The organism is Bacteroides zoogleoformans (assembly GCF_002998435.1).
GTDB classification, from domain to species: Bacteria; Bacteroidota; Bacteroidia; order Bacteroidales; family Bacteroidaceae; genus Bacteroides; species Bacteroides zoogleoformans.
On record NZ_CP027231.1, the window covers coordinates 1,044,568 to 1,063,187 of the forward strand.

Here is an 18,620-nt window from a genome sequence, read left to right on the forward strand (position 1 = left end):
CATTCTTTTTTTATTTGATTTCAATTTAAGATAGTCACTCTACGGCAACTGCTCCTTCACCGCTGACTTGAGGCCATCCCGGATTTTGATAAACCACGGATATTTTCAAATCTGTTTTATCTCCACTGGCCGTTTGACGGAATGTACTTTGCGGCAACGGATTGAGGTAGTGAGCAGGTGTAAAATTGTAACCATTAAATACAGAGTTGTTCACCTTACTATTCTGGTACGGACGCATATAAACACCACTTATGCTCTCTGAGGAAATATTTCCTTTACCACCTTCCACATCAACCAAAACCAAATCTCTTCCTTCCTTATCGGTCAGATGTCCTTGATAGATGCTTCCCCAATAGCGCATACCCTCAATATGATAGCCTTTCACTTGGTCACATGCTCTCCAACGTTTCAAGTCAGCCCAGCGCATACCTTCTCCGATGAATTCGTTACGGCGTTCGCGACGGATATTATAGAGCGTAGCATCTACCAACTGACCGTGAGAATAAGCTCCAAAATCTCCTTTGGCCTCTTCGTTCATATCAGTAGCCGCAATAGTGACTTGATAGTCGTCATTCACTTTTGCACGACGACGCAAAGCTTTCCAATACTTATCGGCAGTGGCATCCAGATTCTTGTTCTTTTCATAACAAGCTTCCATATAGTTCAACAGAGCCTCCGTTCCTCGGAATACAATGCTTCCAGTTGTTCCTTTATGGTGCAAAGTCTGCATGTAGTCATTGTAATGCTTACCTTTCTTGATGGCAAAACCGGTAACCATACGCGTCTCGTTGTTGCCTTTCACAATCCATGTAAAATCTACTTTGTTTTCCGTCCCATCGGCATTATAATTGTCGATATCTCCGTCTTTCTTTGTGAAAAGGCGAATGCGCGAATCACGGTTTTGCAAAGTTTTAGCCACACCTTGCTTTTCCCATTCCACGTCATAACCCGATCCTGTTGCATAAATGGGCAGTCCGTTTTTCATTAGGAACGAGTTCACCAATCCGCGCGTCCATCCTGAACCACCTCCATTGTTTTGCAATTGCATTTGAATGTTATGAGTCACCTGTTGAGATTCATTATAAACACGCCACATCAACACCTCGCTATACGCATTCATATCCACATCGCAGAACATTGTATAATAGGGATTCAGACTGTTGAATTTTCCGTCCATTCCTTCAGATGAATCAGTATTTTCAACCAAATTATCTACCAGCTTATCACCGATAATCTTGGCCGACGTCATCGCTTCCGTCAAGAAAAAATTTATTTCACTATCAATATTGAACCCTTGCAGATCGGCGCTATTGCCCGGCCAGCCTTTACCTCCCGGAACAAAAGCAGTACCTTTATGGTGCTTGAGCCACGTGCCTTCATAAAGGGCTACGCGCGAACGGAATAACTGAGCGGCTGCTTTGGTGATACGATTCTTTCCGCCCGGACCAGATTCGGAAAGGAAGTCAATGGCCTTATCCAAATCAGAAAGGATGAAGCGTGCCACTTTATGGCGGGGTTGGCGCGCAGACGCCTTTACCAGTGTCTCCTCCACATCTTCCAAAGCAGTTTCTATGATCGGGCAGTCGCCGATAGTCTGTAGCTTATCGAAGTAGGCGTATGCACGCAACATGTACATCTCACCGATGTAATGACGTATATTCGCCTCGGAACCGGAGATGGCTTTGGCTTCGTATTTGGGCAATACCTGGTCAAAGAAATAATTGCAGTCTCGTATCTGGAAAAAGTTCCAAGGCTGTTCCTTTTTCTTTGGGTCGGTGGTAGAAGGTACTTTCCACTCGCCCGGCACCCAGCGAGTAGAGTAATCTACAGAAGCTTGATTGTCTGTTCCATTGTCATATCCGAAAACACTGATTCCGTAACTTCCGGGCTCGATGCTCGTGAAGTTATACAGATTAATGGCATAAGCCGCAAGATCAGCCTCAGCGGTGAAATAAGCATTAGGCGTGACCGAACTTTCGGGCACTTTGTCCAAAAAATCATTGCATGCGGTGAGTGAAGCACCCAGCAAAAGTATAGATAAATATTTTATTTTCATAATTTTATGATTTTGCAAATTAATAACGGGTTAATAAGAGCATTTCTGTTTTCCGTTTTAAAAAGTGACGCTCAAACCTAATGACACGGTCTTAGACAGCGGATAGGTCTTACCGAATCCCCAGCCTGAAGCATCAATCAATTCCGGATCGGCCAGTTTTGTAAAATCGGTAATGGTCAGCAGATTCTCACCCGATACAAACACACGGAGATTTTCTACATAGAATCTCTTTGTAACCTCTTTAGGCAGTGTATAACCCAGAGTAACGTTCTTCAAACGTCCGTATGCGGCATTTTGCAGGTACTTGGTTTGTATGTGTTCGTTTTTGCTTCCGTTCCATGCCACGCGAGGATAATAGCTGTCAAGATTCTGTCCCAACGGATCATTAGCATCCGCACGGAAATAATCCAAATGTTCCTTGAATCCCAAGGCTTGCCATTTGTTGACACTTCCTCCCCAAAATACGGCATCGTTTTGTCCGATTGCGTAATCGCGCTTCAGCGTGCCTTGGAAGAAAAGTTTCAAGTCAAATCCTTTGTAAGTTGCATCTATATTTAAACCAAAATTGTATCGAGGATTGGAGTTACCAATGATACGATAGTCACCGGACTTGTCTGCTCTATCTTCCCCTTTATTCACTTTGCCATCTCCATCCAAATCGGCATACATGATGTCGCCGGCTCCCCAATTACTGCCCAATGCGCTTTGGTCCACCTTAGCCAAGTGAGCTTTCATCTCTTCATCCGTCTTGGCGATACCCACTGTGGTGTATCCCCAAATGTCACCTAAACGTGCACCTTTGTAATATTTCAAGTTCAAGGCTTTCGAGTCATTGGGATATTTGTCTATCGTCACTTGATTGTCGCTCAATGACAGAGTGACGCCATAGCTCAATTCGTTAATCCGGTCTCTCCAGCTTATCTGCAAGTCCCAGCCTTTGGAAGTCATATCCAGATTGTTCACTTTTGGGGCATTAGCTCCAAGTACATCAGGCAACTCGGGCGCAGGGCCTACCATGTCATAAGTCTTACGCTGGAAGTAGCCGAATGATCCGGTCAGTCGGTTGTTGAATGCTCCCCAGTCCAAACCGATTTCCCACGTACGGCTCTTCTCCCATGTAAGCAGAGAAGAAACAAGGGCAGGTTGCCAAGATTTATTAGGCTTAACACCGTTCACCAACCAATTGCTGTCTTTTGCCTTGTAGCCGATGGTGGGATAGAACGGATACCAGTTTTCTGTATTTTGATTTCCCAATTGTCCCCACGAAGCACGCAACTTCAGCATATTTACAGTTCCTGACAGATTTTCCCAGAATTTTTCCTGTGCGATGTTCCATCCGATAGAGAAAGAGGGGAACCAATTCCAGCGATTGGCCCGCAAGAAACGTGACGAACCGTCGTAGCGCAAATTGGCTTCCAACAAATAACGTCCTTTATAGTCGTAATTCAAACGTCCGAAGAATCCGGCTGTAGCCCAGCTTTGATACTCTCCTTTCACGCGAGCGTTATCACTGGTAGTATCCAGCGTGGGCAATCCTGAAAGAATACCGTCTTGTTGAGCCGTCACAGACCGATGGCGCAACCATTCGCTTTGGAAGCCGACCATGATTTTAGCATTGTGGTCGCCGAAAGAACGGCTGTATTCGGTGAAAATGTTCGGGTTGAAATAATTGCTCTTATAGGTATATTCTTTCACGCTCGAAACATTGTTGAAAGCTACGTAAGGATTCTTATCCACATCATAAGCATTAACGGTGAGCCAGTCTGTGTGCTGATTCTCATTAATGATACGGTAATTCAGTTCGGCATTGACAATCCAACCTTTCACGGGAGTAAGTTGCAAACTGAGCTGTTGAGCCAAAACATCGTGTTGGTTGTTGTATCTACCTCCGTCTTTCAGCAGGCCGACGAATGATTCGGGCACATAGTATCCATTAGGATCGGTCACCGGAACAATGGGCCAATAGCGACAGACATTATGATAAAACAAACCTCCATCGGTACCGATGTTTGAAGGATTCTCAAAGTCCGTACGGGTAAAGCGAATGCTGTAACCCATCTTGAGCCAGTCGGTGAGGGAGGCATTAATTTTACCAGTCACGCCATAGCGTTGCTTATTTTCGTCGCCATGACGCAAGATGCCCTCTTGCTCCAGATAGTTAGCAGAGAAGTAGTATTGCATATTCTCGCTACCACCGTTTACACTCAGGGTATGCTCTTGTGAAAAGCTGTTGCCGAAATGTTCTTTCAACCAATCGGTATTGCCCACCGGAAGCAAATCCATCGCATCCCATACTTCCCAACGATTATTCTTATTGGCATACATCTTAGGTATGCTCGAATCGTTTTGAGCTTTCTTTAAGAGTGCAAGTTTGTTGTCTGAGAACCAGACACCGTTTCCGGAGTTAACGCTCGCCGCATTCATATAATTGGCCCATGTATAGGAATCCATCATTTCGGGCATATTCAACGGAGAGTTAAAACGAAAACTGTTGTTGTAGTTGATGGAAGTTTTACCGGCACGTCCTTTCTTGGTCGTTACCAAGATTACACCTCCCGCGGCACGCGAACCGTAGATAGACGAAGCCGAAGCATCCTTCAAGACTGAAACATTCTCAATGTCTTGCGGATTCAGCATGTTCAAGTCTCCTTCCATACCGTCAATCAAAACCAAGGGAGAAACCGATGAACCTTCACCGATGGTACCCGTACCGCGGATATTGAACCGTTTGTCCGAGTTCAAGGCACCACCTTGTTTGCCTACGAAAAAGTTCATGCCCGGAACCGCACCTTGCAAGGCATCGACAACCGAGTTGACCGGACGTGAAGCAAGTGTTTTGGCGTCCACCGTAGATACGGCTCCCGTGAGATTTACCTTTTTCTGCGTGCCGAAGCCCACTACCACCACTTCTTCCAGCATTTTGCTGTCATCTTTCAAGATAATGTTCAATGGTGTTCCCGTCCATCTGACTTCTTGTGTCTGATAACCGACGAATGAGATTTGAATAATACTTCCTTGAGGAACATTTCTGAGTGAAAAATCGCCGTCAATACCGGTAATCGTACCGTTGACGGTTCCTTTGACTAAGACAGAAGCTCCGATAATGGTTTCGCCAGTGCTGTCTTTTACAATGCCGGTACATGTGCCGTTTTGCTGAACGACTTCATTACCTGCCACATCCGCTGCAAATGAGGGTTGAACTCCCCCACACCAAAGGGAGAGAATCACCCCCCCAATTTAAAACTTTTTAACATAGACATTTGTTTTTGGTTATCTTATCGAGGTTAATTCGGTTAAAAGCTGTCAGTAAAGAATCTGAAATAACAGTCATCACCTTTACCAAAATCTCAATAAAACAAATTTAGCGGTGCAAAGATAGCTCTTTTTTTAATTCAAAAACAAATAACCAGCATTGTTATTAATCATTTTGTCAGAATCAAAGCCCTTTCGTGTAATTTTTCAGAAAAATCTCCCACCATATCCTGATTTAAAGTAGCAGTAACTTTCAAAATGATTATCCGCCCAAATCCGACAATTACCTACCATCGAAAAATCTCCCCCAATTGTTGTTTAAAGAAGTCTCGATAACCCGAGAAAAAAGACAAGACAAGTTTATCTTTCTTGATGTAAACATTCACACTTATGCACCTTAAATCTTTTAAAACTTGATTCAATCAGTACGCTTAATAGCCTCTGCAAACGCAGACATGCTTTTCCACTATTGGAAAGTGGGACATTTTTCCTCTACCTCCAAAAGAAAGAAGGTTGGGACAGCAAAGTGATTGATAACCTTTCCAAAGCTATACGTTCTAAATACCCAGATAAAAAGGGGTATTCTCGCAGAAATATCTTCTACATGTGCCAGTTCGCCCGTACTTATCCATTGGAAGTGCTGAAAGAAATGGACAGAATAGATGACTTGCTCACGACTCCTACGGTAGAACGACCAGCCTATTGGTGTTAGTGATTATCAACTAACAAAGGCTATCCCCGATAATCTGAAATCGGCTCTGCCTACGGTTGAAGAAGTTGAGAAAGAATTGTCGAAGATAGTAGAACAAGATAGCGAAAGATAAAGCGTCAATATTATTGAATTTTTGGTCCACTATTTGAGGCTACCCCACTCTATCATCTTTAAAACGCGTCTCCGAATAATATTTAGAGATGCGTTTTTTCTGCCTGAAACCTCTATCTAACATCTTTTAAAAAAAATCCTTAGTCCCGACAATAAGTAATCATTAAATTTGCTACACTAAATCGTTTGACAAACAAGATGAAACTTATCGTAGTTACGGCACCCACATTCTTTGTGGAAGAAGACAAGATTATCACTGCGCTTTTTGAAGAAGGATTGGACATCCTGCATCTAAGAAAGCCGGAAACCTCTGCCATGTATTCAGAGCGTCTTCTGACATTGATACCTCCCCAATATCATAAACGCATTGTTACGCATGAGCATTTTTACCTTCAGGAAGAATTTAATCTGATGGGAATCCATTTGAACGCCCGTAATCCGAAAGAGCCGCACGATTTTTCCGGTCACATCAGTTGCACCTACCATTCGTTGGACGAAGTAAAGAGCAAAAAGCATTTCTATGATTATGTCTTTCTAAGTCCGATATTCGACTGTATCACCAAAGACGGAATGTCTTCAGGTTTCGAAGCCGAAGAACTCAGACAGGCGGGAAAAGAGAGAATAATAGACAACAAGGTCATGGCTTTAGGAGGCATAACCCCTAACAACATATTAGAAATTAAAGATTATGGTTTTGGTGGTGCGGTTGTGGTGGGTGATTTATGGAATAAATTCAATGCTTGTACCGATTGTAACTATCTGGAGATTATCCGCCACTTCAAAAAGCTCAAGGAAATGGCTGATTGAGCGAACAGCACTCAATCAGAATTTACCATATTCCTTGTATTCCATACTGGCCGGCAAAGTAAAATAGAATGTTGAACCTTCTCCTTGTTTAGATTCTACGCCAATACCTCCACCATAATGCTCAATGATAGATTTGGTGATGGAAAGTCCTAATCCGGTGCCCTTTATATTGTAGTTCATTTTTACGAAACGCTCAAAAATGGCATGCCGCCCTTCAGCATCGATACCGCATCCCGTATCTGCTACATAAAAATAGTAATTGCCGTTACTCAGTCTTCTGCTTCCCACCGTCACACTGCCTTTTTCAGTGAATTTCAACGCATTCCCCAACAGATTTTCCATAACCTGAGCAAAACGCTTGCGATCTGTTCGCAGCCGGCATTGCGGCAGCCTTTCCGGATATTCCACTTTTATCCCACCGGGATGAAAGCGTCTATTCTGCACTGCACATACCTCATCAATAAGGGCATTTACATCTACCTCCTCGTCATTATACTCAAAAGTATTCGATTCTATTTTAGAGTAATCCAACAAGTCATTAATAATTCTCAGCAAAGACTCCTTGTTATCGTTTATTTCTTTTAAGAAAGACATACGCGTCTCTCTATCTAATCCATCCATCTCGGCAAGCATGGTGGTGAATCCCACAATGGCATTTAAAGGAGTACGTATTTCATGTGTCATATTGGCAATGAATGCCGTTTTCAACCGGTTAGCCTCTTCCGCAATATCTTTTATTTCCTGAAGAGCTTTTACTTGTCTGTTCTTACTGACATAAAATACAACCATAACCGTAAGCATCAGAAGGATAATCAGAGTAAAAGAAATCCATAAAGCTTCTTCCTTATGAATAGGCCCTATCCCCCAAGCATATAATATGGCAAGCACGTGTATCATAATTTACGTTGTTCTCTCATTTTTTCAGGAAAGCAAAGATAGAATTAAAATATTAAAAAATAAAAAAGGGAAGCACAAACTTTACACAAAATACGTTAACGAAAAGCCTTTGGAATCAATAAATCCTGTCATCTTCAGAACAGCTGTTCAACGAACCATCTTCTATAAAGATTAGTATTTCTTTCAAGGGAACAAACATCTCATGATTTTTATATACATTTGCAAATAAACTCATTGCAGCAAATTTACATGGAACTATTGGTATATAAGGCTTCCGCAGGCTCAGGAAAGACGTTTACACTGGCCGTGGAATACATCAAGCACTTGATAATCAACCCTCGCGCCTACCGTCAAATACTTGCCGTGACTTTCACCAATAAAGCTACGGCAGAAATGAAAGAACGAATCCTGCAACAACTCTACGGCATCTGGAAATGTGATCCGGAATCTGATGCCTATCTGAAACGCATCAAAGAGGAACTGGCAACAACCCGCTATTTGCAAGCTGCCCCGGACAGAGGGACAGAAGAGTTGCGGCAACGTGCGGGGGTGGCATTGCAATACATACTTCATGATTACAGCCGCTTCCGTGTAGAGACCATCGACTCTTTTTTCCAGTCCGTTATGCGCAACTTAGCCCGCGAACTAGAACTAAATCCTAATCTCAACATAGAGCTAAACACCAACGAAGTGCTGAGCGAGGCCGTAGACAGTCTTATTGAAAAGCTCACTCCTACTTCACCGGTACTGGCTTGGCTGCTGGAGTATATAGACGAACGCATTCGCGATGACAAACGCTGGAATGTTTCAAACGAAATCAAAAGTTTCGGGCTCAACATTTTCAATGAAAACTATATCGAACGAGGCGAAGGCGTGAGAGAATGCCTGCGCACGCCCAACACATTGAAACTCTATCGAAATGTGTTACGTGAAATGGAGACAGAAGCTTTAGAGCAAATGAAAGGCTTCTACGATCAGTTTGAAGGGGAATTGGAAGGGCATGCGCTCATGCCGGAGGATTTGAAAGGAGGCTCTCGGGGCATAGGCAGTTACTTCCGAAAACTTCGTGATGGCAAGTTGACAGATAAAGACATATTGAACGCCACGCTGCAAAACAGTCTGGCAGATGCCGGAAACTGGGCCGCTAAAACATCCTTGCGAAAAGATGACATCGTCCGGTTGGCAGAAAGCAGCCTGATACCGCTGTTGAAAGATGCCGAACGGCTACGCCCGCAAAAAAACCGTACCATCAACAGTTGCCGCCTTTCACTGCAACATCTCAACAAGTTGCAACTGCTCAATCACATCGACGAAGAAGTACGTACACTGAACCACGAGCAGAACCGTTTTTTACTGTCTGACACCAATGCTCTGTTGCACAAGTTGGTGCGCGAAGGCGACTCTTCTTTCGTATTCGAGAAAATCGGTGCCAATATACGAAATGTCATGATCGACGAGTTTCAGGATACCAGCCGTATGCAATGGGACAACTTTCGCTTGCTGCTACTCGAAGGGCTCTCGCAAGGAGCCGACAGCCTGATTGTAGGAGATGTAAAGCAATCCATTTATCGTTGGCGCAACGGAGACTGGGGCATTCTGAACAGTCTGGGACAAACCAGGCTAAACAATTTTCCCGTCCGCATAAAAACGCTGAAGACCAACCGGCGGAGCGAAGCAAATATCATCCGCTTCAACAATCAATTCTTCACTACTGCTGTGGAGTATCTCAACACTCAACATCTGAACGAGCTGAATGAAGAATGCTACCCCTTGAAACAGGCATATGCCGATGTCAGGCAAGAATCTCCAAAGACAGAAGCACGCGGTTACGTAAAAGCCTCTTTTCTTGAGCCGGACGATGAACACAACTATGCGGAACAGACACTGCTTGCCATGGGAGCAGAAGTGCAAAGATTGCTTGAAGAAGGCATACAACCCAACGATATCACCATTCTTGTACGCAAAAACAAGAACATTCCTCCTATAGCGGATTACTTCGACAAGGAACTTCAGCTACCCGTTGTATCAGACGAAGCTTTCCGGCTGGATGCATCTCTCGCCATCTGCATGCTGATAGACGCCTTGCGCTATTTGTCCAATCCGAAAGATAGAATCTCGAGTGCTTCGCTCATATTCAATTATAAACTGCAAGTTCTCAAAGAAGAGAACGATCCGTCTTTCCATCTTGACGCCCTATTGACAGAGCAACCCGAACTACTGCTTCCTGAGGCCTTCACATCTCGTCTGGAGACGTTGCGCCTGATGCCTCTATACGAACTGCTGGAAGAATTATTCACCATATTCGATATGGAGCGTATCAAGCAACAAGACGCCTATCTCTTCTTCTTTTTTGATGCGGTGACGGAGTTTCTTCAAAACAATTCATCCGATTTGGATAGCTTCATCCGTTATTGGGAAGAAACACTTTGCGGCAAAACGATTTCCGGTGGTGAAACGGACGGTATACGCATACTTTCCATACACAAATCCAAAGGACTGGAGTTCCATACCGTACTCATCCCGTTCTGCGATTGGAAACTGGAAAACGAAACCAATAACCAGCTGGTATGGTGTACCGCTCCCGAGGCACCCTACAATGCCATCAGCCTTGTTCCGATGAACTACTCAAGCACAATGGCAGAGTCAGTCTACCGACAAGACTATCTACATGAACGCCTGCAACTGTGGGTGGACAATCTCAACCTTTTGTATGTAGCCTTTACGCGTGCCGGAAAGAACCTCATCCTCTGGAGCAAGAATGGTCAAAAAGGAACGGTTTCCGAACTGCTCGCCAATGCTTTGCCGCCTATTGCCAATAATGACGAAGGAAATTGGGATGAAGAAGCAGCAGTCTATGAAAGCGGACGGATTGTCCCGTCTGCCCTCCCCCGGGCAGATGTCCGTCACAATGCTCAAGACGGCAGTATCATCAATAAATTCTCTCAAAAAGCCGTAAAGCTGCCCATCCGCATGGAAAGCACGCTTCATGACATCGAGTTCAGACAGTCTAACCGTTCGGCCGAATTCATTGCCGGAATAGATGAAACCGAATCCGACCGCCGTTTCATCAATCGCGGACGGCTACTGCACACTCTGTTTTCTGCCATCGAAACAGAAAAAGATATCGACAATGCCATCAGCCGACTGGTGTTCGAGGGAATCATCGGCCGAACCGAAACAGAAAAGGAAATACGTGCATTGACTGCACGCGCTTTCTCCTTGCCTCAAATCAAAGATTGGTATTCGGGCACATGGCAACTCTTCAACGAGTGCGACATCATCTGGCAAGAAAACGGAATACTCCGAACCCGGCGCCCGGACCGTGTCATGATGCGCAATGAAGAAGTTGTCGTAGTGGACTTCAAATTTGGAAAAACCAACAAGAAATACAACAAGCAGGTGAAAGACTATATGCAACTGCTTGCCCGCATGGGATATGCCTCTGACAAAATCAAAGGATATCTATGGTATGTAGAAGAAGAAATCGTTGAGAAAGTATAACACACACCCGCTAACCAGCCAAACAGTCAAAGATTAAAGAGAACATGGAACCATTCCTTCAATCAGTCGCCAAAGACCTTTATTCCAAAACAGGAAACAACTTGTCGCACACTGCCATCGTTTTCCCCAACAAACGTGCCGGATTGTTTTTTAATGAATTTCTGACAGCAGAGACCGACCGTCCCTTGTGGTCGCCCGCCTACATCAGCATCAGTGAACTCTTCCAACAACTATCACCCTTGAAATTGGGCGATTCTATCCGGCTGGTGTGCGAACTCTACAGAGTCTTTCGAGAAGAAACGCGCAGCGAAGAAACGCTTGATGACTTCTATTTTTGGGGCGAATTACTCATCAGCGACTTTGATGATGTAGACAAAAATCTTGTGGATGCAAGCAAACTCTTCACCAACCTGCAAGAACTGAAGAATATAATGGACGGATATGAATTTCTTGATAAAGAGCAAGAAGAAGCAATCCGGCAATTCTTTTTAAACTTTTCCATAGAGAAACGTACAGAACTAAAAGCCAAATTTATCTCACTTTGGGATAAACTCGGCGATATATACCGGCACTACCGCAACAATCTCTCCGACCTTGGCATTGCCTACGAAGGCATGATGTATCGTAACGTCATAGAACAATTGGACATCAACCACCTGCGCTACGACCGCTATGTATTTGTCGGGTTCAACGTACTGAACAAAGTGGAGACCGAGTTTTTCAAACTCCTGCAAGATGCCGGAAAAGCATTGTTCTATTGGGATTATGATATATACTACACCACACTTCCCCGCTTACAGACACCTCCCTACACCCACGAAGCCGGCGAATTCATTTTACGCAATCTGAGCAGATTTCCCAACCAACTGCCCGAAACCGCTTTCGACGTGATGAGGAGACCTAAAAAGATACATTACATTTCTTCTCCCACAGAAAATGCACAGGCACGCTATCTGCCGCAGTGGATTAAAGAAGTCGCCCACCCCTACTCAACAGCTGCTGAAGAAAGCCGAAGCGAACAAGAAGCGAAAGAAAAAGAAAATGCCGTTGTTCTCTGCAACGAAGCGTTGCTGCTCCCCATTCTCCATTCCATTCCCCCCGAGGTGAAAAACGTAAACATCACCATGGGATTTCCATTGGCACAAACTCCGGTCTATAGTTTCATCAATACATTGACAGCATTGCAGACCACCGGTTATCAGACAAAATCGGGATGCTACACCTACGATGCCGTGCTCGCCGTATTAAAGCATCCTTATGTCCGTATCCTCTCTTCGGCGGCAGAAGCTCTGGAGAAACAGCTGATTAAAAACAATCGCTTCTATCCCCTCCCATCCGAACTGAAGCAAGACGTTTTTCTGGAGCAGGTCTTCACTCCGCAAAACGGTATTGCGGCTCTATGCAGCTATCTCACCGACTTGCTTCGCGAGGTAGCAGTTGTGTATCGTAAGGAAAAAGAAACGGAAGATATCTTCAACCAGCTCTATCGCGAATCTTTGTTCAAGGGCTACACCCTTGTCAATCGCTTGCTTAACCTGATTGAAACCGGCGAGTTGAGCGGTCTGAAACCGGAGACATTGAAAGGTCTGCTGAACCGCCTGCTTACTTCCTCCAACATTCCTTTTCATGGCGAACCGGCCATCGGCATGCAGGTGATGGGGGTACTTGAGACGCGCAACCTCGATTTTCGTAACCTCATCATACTCTCCCTGAACGAAGGGCAATTGCCAAAAGCCGGCGGAGAATCTTCTTTTATCCCTCACAACCTGAGAAAAGCTTTCGGCATGACTACCATCGAGCATAAAAATGCGGTTTATGCCTATTATTTCTATCGCCTCATACAAAGAGCGGAAAATATTACCCTACTATACAACTCTTCTTCCGACGGGCTGAACCGTGGAGAGATGTCACGCTTCATGCTCCAGCTTCTGGCGGAGTCGCCCTGCGACATCTCGCGCCAATACCTTGAAGCCGGACAGTCACCTCAACAAAGTCGCCCTATCGACATTATAAAAACACCGGAGATGCTGCAACGGATGTACGATGCCTACGATATCCGGCGTCATCCCGCCAACTTCTTCTCTCCATCGGCCCTCAATGCCTATTTGGATTGTCGTCTGAAGTTTTATTACCGCTATGTGGCCGGCTTGAGGGTTCCCGATGAAGTAAGTGCGGAAATAGATTCCGCTCTGTTCGGAACGATTTTCCATCATGCCGCCGAATCCATATATAAAGATTTGACATCCAACAGCAAAGATATAAGGAAAGAAGATCTGGAGCAATTGATGAAGAATGAAGTCAGACTCCAGACCTATGTGGACAACGCTTTCAAAGAAAAGTTTTTCCATGTGCCCCAAACGGAGCAACCGGAATACAACGGCACGCAACTCATCCATTCAAAAGTTATCGTTTCCTACCTGCGTCAACTTCTACGCAACGACCTGCAATATGCCCCTTTCCGCATGGAAGGAATGGAAGAAGAGGTAAGGGAGATGGTAGAGATTGATACTCCGCAAGGAAAACTCCTGTTGCAGATTGGAGGAACCATAGACCGAATGGACAGTAAGGAAGGAACATTGCGCATCGTAGACTACAAAACCGGAGGAATGCCCAAAACTCCCGAAAACGTCGAACAACTGTTCACCCCTGCCGAAAACAGACCCACTTATATTTTCCAGACATTCATGTATGCAGCCATCATGTGCCGCCGGCAACCATTGAAAGTAGCCCCCTCACTACTTTATATACACCGTGCCGCTTCTGAAAGCTACTCACCGGTCATAGAGATGGGAGCACCCCGCCAGCCCAAACTTCCCGTAGAAAATTTCGCTTTCTTTGAAGAAGAATTCCGCAAGCGCCTGCTCAATTTGCTGCAAGAGATATATAATCCCGAAGAAACTTTCAGTCAAACGAAAGACAGCAAGAAATGTGAGTATTGTGATTTCCGAAGTCTCTGTGAAAAGTGATGACACGTTAGGGTCTACACTTGTACAATATTGTACTGCTTCAGTAGTCACTTCCTCCTAAATCATGCTGATATAGTAGACACACCTAAGTGTAAAAGCCTTCAGGCTTTTTCAATTAAAATATTGTGGATTTTTTTGACAGAGGATGACGTAGATGATGACCGGCGCCCCGATGACAGGAGTTACGGCATTCAGTGGAATAATGCCCGCTTCGCCCGGAAGTACACACACCAGATTGCACAGCAAGGCCACCGCCCCTCCGCTTAGAATAGTGACAGGCAATAACGAATTATGATTGGCCGTTCCCAAAATCATACGTGACACATGCGGCACGGCCAACCCGATGAAAGCCACCGGACCGCAGAAAGCTGTGGTGACGGCAGTCAACAATCCGGTTACTGCCAGCAATAAGTTCCTCACCCTACGGATGTTTACCCCCAGATTCTCCGCATAGCGTTCGCCCAGCAGCAACGCATTCAAAGGTTTTATCAGCAGCAACGAAGCGAACAACCCCAGCACGGTGATCGCAGCAAAGGCCGGCATTTGTCGCATAGACACACCGCCAAAGTTACCCATGCCCCATATCATGTACGATTGTACCCCTTCGGCAGTAGCGAAAAAGTTTAGCAACGCAATGGCCGAAGAAGCCATATAGCCAATCATGATACCCGTTATCAGCAACAGAATGTTACTCTTCAATAAAGTAGAGAAGAACAGGATGAGCGCCATGATCAACATAGCTCCTACAAATGCTCCGGTCAGCACGGAGAAGAAGCCCGACAGGCTCAACGTGCCCGTTGTGATGCTGCCGCCGAAAAACAGCATCACAAAAGCCACCCCGAGACTTGCGCCGGAGTTAATGCCCAAAATGGACGGACCGGCCAGCGGATTCTTAAAGGCGGTCTGCAACATCAGTCCGCAAACCGCAAGTGCGCTGCCACACAGCAATGCTGTCAATGCCAGAGGCAGCCGAGACTCCCACAGGATAAAAGCCCAACCGGCCTTCACTCCCTCAGCCCCCAAAAGAATACGGAACACATCGGCCGGCGGAATCGATACCGACCCCACCAGCAGATTGGCCATGAAAAGCAGCACGATGACCACCCCCAAGCCGATACCATATTTTCCCCCCCTACTCATTCAGTTTGCAAAAATAGCGCAAACCTCCCAAATCTCCTATTTCAGGATGCAGAATCTGTATCAGGTCGGCCAGCAAATAATCCGGACGAAAAGGCGTCTCTTCATAAAACGGCACTTTCCCGGTGTTGCAGCCGTAAATGTTCCGGGTCTTGAAAGCCTTGAAGCCGGTATAGCCCGCAAAGTCCGCTTCCAAATCCGCATAAGTCATATCCCGGTCGCGGTTGTATTTAATGGTCCACACATCCGCATCCCCTGCTTTGTCGAACACCGTTTCAAAGGCAAGAGGCACGGAGCCGCTGTGCGTGTCGTCGGCAAAGACATAGCGCCCGCAGGCATCCCCGAAGAGCCGCCCCATTGTGCTACGCCCGCCTGGCACATACCAAGCCGTCCCGTTCTTCAATTCACTGAGCACCGACAAACTCACCGACGAAAGTTCGGCACGCATCCTCAACCGCCGGTAGCAACTGTCCACCTCGGCAAAAAGCCTGTCGGCTTGATCCTCCGCACCGAACAGCAACCCGTAAAAGCGCATCCACTCGGCACGCCCCATGGCAGAAGTCTCCATGTAGTCGGCACACTCTATGATGGGGATGTTCAATTTCTCCACACGTCCATAGCCGCCGCTGTTCTCAAAAGGCGAGAGCAAGATGGCATCCGGGTGCAGGTCGATGATTTTCTCCATATCCGGATTCATTCCGTCGCCACAGTCCGCTATCGTTCCGTTGCGACATCCCTCCTGCACGGCCGGCAACTTGATGTACTTCAAGTCGCACACGCCGCCTATGCTGCGAAAGGCTCCCAGCCTCGCCACTAATCCGCAATGCACCGACGAGTAGATCACCGCCTTTGAGAGCGGCGTACGCACCACCGTACCCTCCGGCAGATTCTCCGGCAAGGGATCGGCGGCAGGCACAAGCACATACGTATGCAGTGTTTTCAACGTATCCCACGGATTGCGCAGCGAAGCCACGGTATAGTCAGGATAATCCACCAACACGAGGTTATCGGCATAGCGCAACACCACCGTGTCGCCTCCGGCAACGTCTGTAACACTCCTGCTCCTTCCGCCACAAGCCGCAAAGAGCCAAATGACAGAGCATACAACAACCGATACGAAAAATCTTCTCATCCGTTTTTAGTTAAAGAAAAGCGAGGTAAGGCCTGTTATCAAGTCCGATATTTTTTACCTATAATATTTTTCACAGAAATTCATTATGCCTTTTCTTATTTTTATTTTTAATCTTGCACTTTTGTCTTTTTTCTTTAACAAACTTCTTATATCCTTGTAATCTTCTTCTAATAAAAAAGAATAAGCCTCCCAAACTAATCTATAAATCTCTTTTTGATAATAACATCGTAACCACATTGCAGCAATCATTAAAAACACCAAGAAGAAAGCTATTCCACACTTATTGCCATTGGGAAATAAGAAAAGAACGGTATTACAATCTCCAAGAAATGCAATCAAATAGAGAAGAATTATTAAAAACATATTTCGCATAAAATTTTCAAGTGCTTCGAGAATTGGAATATTCATCAACCAACCCAGCTTGCCCATCTCGTAATATGTTGCAAGATATGTTCTTTTTATACTTTCCGGCAATGCTAAGTTGGGATTCTCTTTTGTGAAGGCTTCTTTTATCTCCTCCTCATTCAAACTAAGCCATGACTTTGTTAGCTGTCGAATGATGGCTTGATATACACAACCAACCATAAAAGCTACAATATAAAATACGATTCCACTCTCCATTTCTTCCCCCACAATAAGCAATAACAATAATACCCCCACAGTTAATTTGTTCAGGCTATCATAAAAACTTAATCCGGAAAAAGTCTTCATCGCATTAATTATTTCGAGTTCATTAATGTAATATCATTTATGAGTTTTTATCTCACTATCGCCTCTTTAATACTTTGCACTATATACCGCACATCCTCATCCGTCACATACGGACCTGCAGGCAGACACATGCCTATTTTGAAGAGTTCCTCCTCCACACCATTGGTATATACAGCAGCATCAGCATATACAGGTTGCTTGTGCATGGGCTTCCAGACAGGGCGGCACTCCACCTTCTTGTCAAGCATAAATACACGCATAGCCTCCACATTATCATTTGGCTGACAATCGGTCGTAGGGCTATCCACCTGATGAATCACACCGGCAGCACCACCCACGGCAGTCTTTATCACCTCCTTATATACATTCTCCTGTCCTTTCACCTTAACGTCTTTATCCAATGTCATTGTGCAAAGCCAGAAGTTAGCGTCATAGCGAGGATCCTCAGGTTGCTTGTTAATCTTTACTCCGAGCACATCAGCGAACAATTCCTCATACAGCTTCTGCACATGCTTATGGTGGGCTATATGGTCGTTCAGCACAGTCATTTGGCCACGACCGATACCTGCACACACATTACTCATACGATAGTTGAAACCAATAGCTGTATGCTGATAATAAGGATATGAATCCCGAGCTTGAGTAGCATACCACATAATCTCATTTGCATCCTCCTCATTACGGCAAACGAGTGCGCCACCACCGGAAGTAGTAATCATCTTGTTACCATTGAACGACATCACGCCATACTTGCCAAATGTGCCAAGCACCTGACCATCGAAACGAGAGCCAAGCCCCTCGGCAGCATCCTCAATAACAGGAATACCATACTTATCAGCAATAGCTATGATTTTATCAATCTGATAAGGCATACCATAAAGTGCCACAGGCACTATGGCCTTAGGATACTTACCAGTCTTCTCCTTACGGTCAAGAATCGCCTTCTCCAACAATTTCGGATCCATATTCCAGGTCTCCTTCTCACTGCCGATAAACACTGGTTTTGCGCCAAGGTAAGTAATTGGGTGCGAAGAAGCACAGAAAGTGAAGCTCTGCACACAAACCTCATCACCAGCCTGCACACCACAAGCGATTAATGCCAAGTGAACAGCCGCAGTACCAGCCGAAAGACAGACCACCCTGCGGTCGAGTTCTTCACTACCATCAACCTTACTATTGAAAAAATCCGCAAGATCTTTCTCGAAAGAATTCACATTAGGTCCCATAGGAACCACCCAATTCGTGTCAAATGCTTCCTTAACATATTTCTGTTCCATACCGTCTTCGCTCATATGAGCGAGACATAAATAGATTGTTTTTCTTTCTTCTGGCATAATT

Annotated in this window: 10 protein-coding genes and 1 pseudogene; 4 read left to right on the forward strand and 7 right to left on the reverse strand. The window is 45.3% G+C overall.

Annotation, left to right across the window (positions count from 1 at the left end):
* Positions 1-34: 34 nt before the first annotated feature.
* Positions 35-2,056 (reverse strand): RagB/SusD family nutrient uptake outer membrane protein, encoded by a 2,022-nt coding sequence (locus tag C4H11_RS04330; protein ID WP_106040607.1) that lies wholly within the window; start codon positions 2,054-2,056, stop codon positions 35-37.
* 57 nt (positions 2,057-2,113) lie between these two features.
* Complete coding sequence (locus C4H11_RS04335) at positions 2,114-5,233, reverse strand: SusC/RagA family TonB-linked outer membrane protein (RefSeq protein ID WP_234819877.1); 3,120 nt, start codon at positions 5,231-5,233, stop codon at positions 2,114-2,116.
* Between the two features lie 500 nt (positions 5,234-5,733).
* On the opposite strand from C4H11_RS04335, the pseudogene C4H11_RS04340 reads away from it, so the two are divergent.
* Both C4H11_RS04340 and C4H11_RS04345 read left to right on the forward strand, forming a co-directional pair.
* Positions 5,734-5,999 (forward strand): annotated as a pseudogene (locus C4H11_RS04340) (DUF1016 N-terminal domain-containing protein); the annotation flags it as partial.
* Positions 6,000-6,329: 330 nt separating this feature from the next.
* Positions 6,330-6,938 carry a thiamine phosphate synthase gene (locus C4H11_RS04345; RefSeq protein ID WP_106040609.1) on the forward strand — a complete coding sequence of 203 codons (609 nt, stop codon included), beginning with the start codon at positions 6,330-6,332 and terminating at the stop codon, positions 6,936-6,938.
* 15 nt (positions 6,939-6,953) lie between these two features.
* On the opposite strand, the gene C4H11_RS04350 is transcribed toward C4H11_RS04345, so the two are convergent.
* On the reverse strand, positions 6,954-7,835 hold the full coding sequence (locus C4H11_RS04350; RefSeq protein WP_106040610.1) for a sensor histidine kinase: 882 nt from the start codon (positions 7,833-7,835) through the stop codon (positions 6,954-6,956).
* Positions 7,836-8,084: 249 nt separating this feature from the next.
* Here C4H11_RS04350 and C4H11_RS04360 point away from each other — a divergent pair, with 249 nt between their 5' ends.
* On the forward strand, positions 8,085-11,336 hold the full coding sequence (locus C4H11_RS04360) for a UvrD-helicase domain-containing protein (RefSeq protein WP_106040612.1): 3,252 nt from the start codon (positions 8,085-8,087) through the stop codon (positions 11,334-11,336).
* 44 nt (positions 11,337-11,380) lie between these two features.
* Complete coding sequence (locus C4H11_RS04365) at positions 11,381-14,302, forward strand: PD-(D/E)XK nuclease family protein (RefSeq protein WP_106040613.1); 2,922 nt, start codon at positions 11,381-11,383, stop codon at positions 14,300-14,302.
* A gap of 111 nt (positions 14,303-14,413) precedes the next feature.
* On the opposite strand, the gene C4H11_RS04370 is transcribed toward C4H11_RS04365, so the two are convergent.
* From C4H11_RS04370 to C4H11_RS04385, 4 genes are read right to left on the reverse strand one after another with little or no spacing between them, the layout of a single operon-like run.
* Positions 14,414-15,442, reverse strand: a complete 1,029-nt coding sequence (locus C4H11_RS04370) for an iron ABC transporter permease (RefSeq protein ID WP_106040614.1) — start codon at positions 15,440-15,442, stop codon at positions 14,414-14,416.
* Positions 15,435-16,571 (reverse strand): ABC transporter substrate-binding protein, encoded by a 1,137-nt coding sequence (locus tag C4H11_RS04375; RefSeq protein WP_106040615.1) that lies wholly within the window; start codon positions 16,569-16,571, stop codon positions 15,435-15,437. Before C4H11_RS04375 ends, C4H11_RS04370 begins: the two co-directional genes overlap by 8 nt.
* A 54-nt stretch (positions 16,572-16,625) precedes the next feature.
* Positions 16,626-17,282, reverse strand: a complete 657-nt coding sequence (locus tag C4H11_RS04380; protein ID WP_106040616.1) for a hypothetical protein — start codon at positions 17,280-17,282, stop codon at positions 16,626-16,628.
* 47 nt (positions 17,283-17,329) lie between these two features.
* The gene (locus tag C4H11_RS04385; RefSeq protein WP_106040617.1) at positions 17,330-18,616 is read right to left on the reverse strand and encodes a DegT/DnrJ/EryC1/StrS family aminotransferase; all 1,287 of its coding nucleotides are present in this window, start codon (positions 18,614-18,616) and stop codon (positions 17,330-17,332) included.
* Positions 18,617-18,620: the final 4 nt, after the last annotated feature.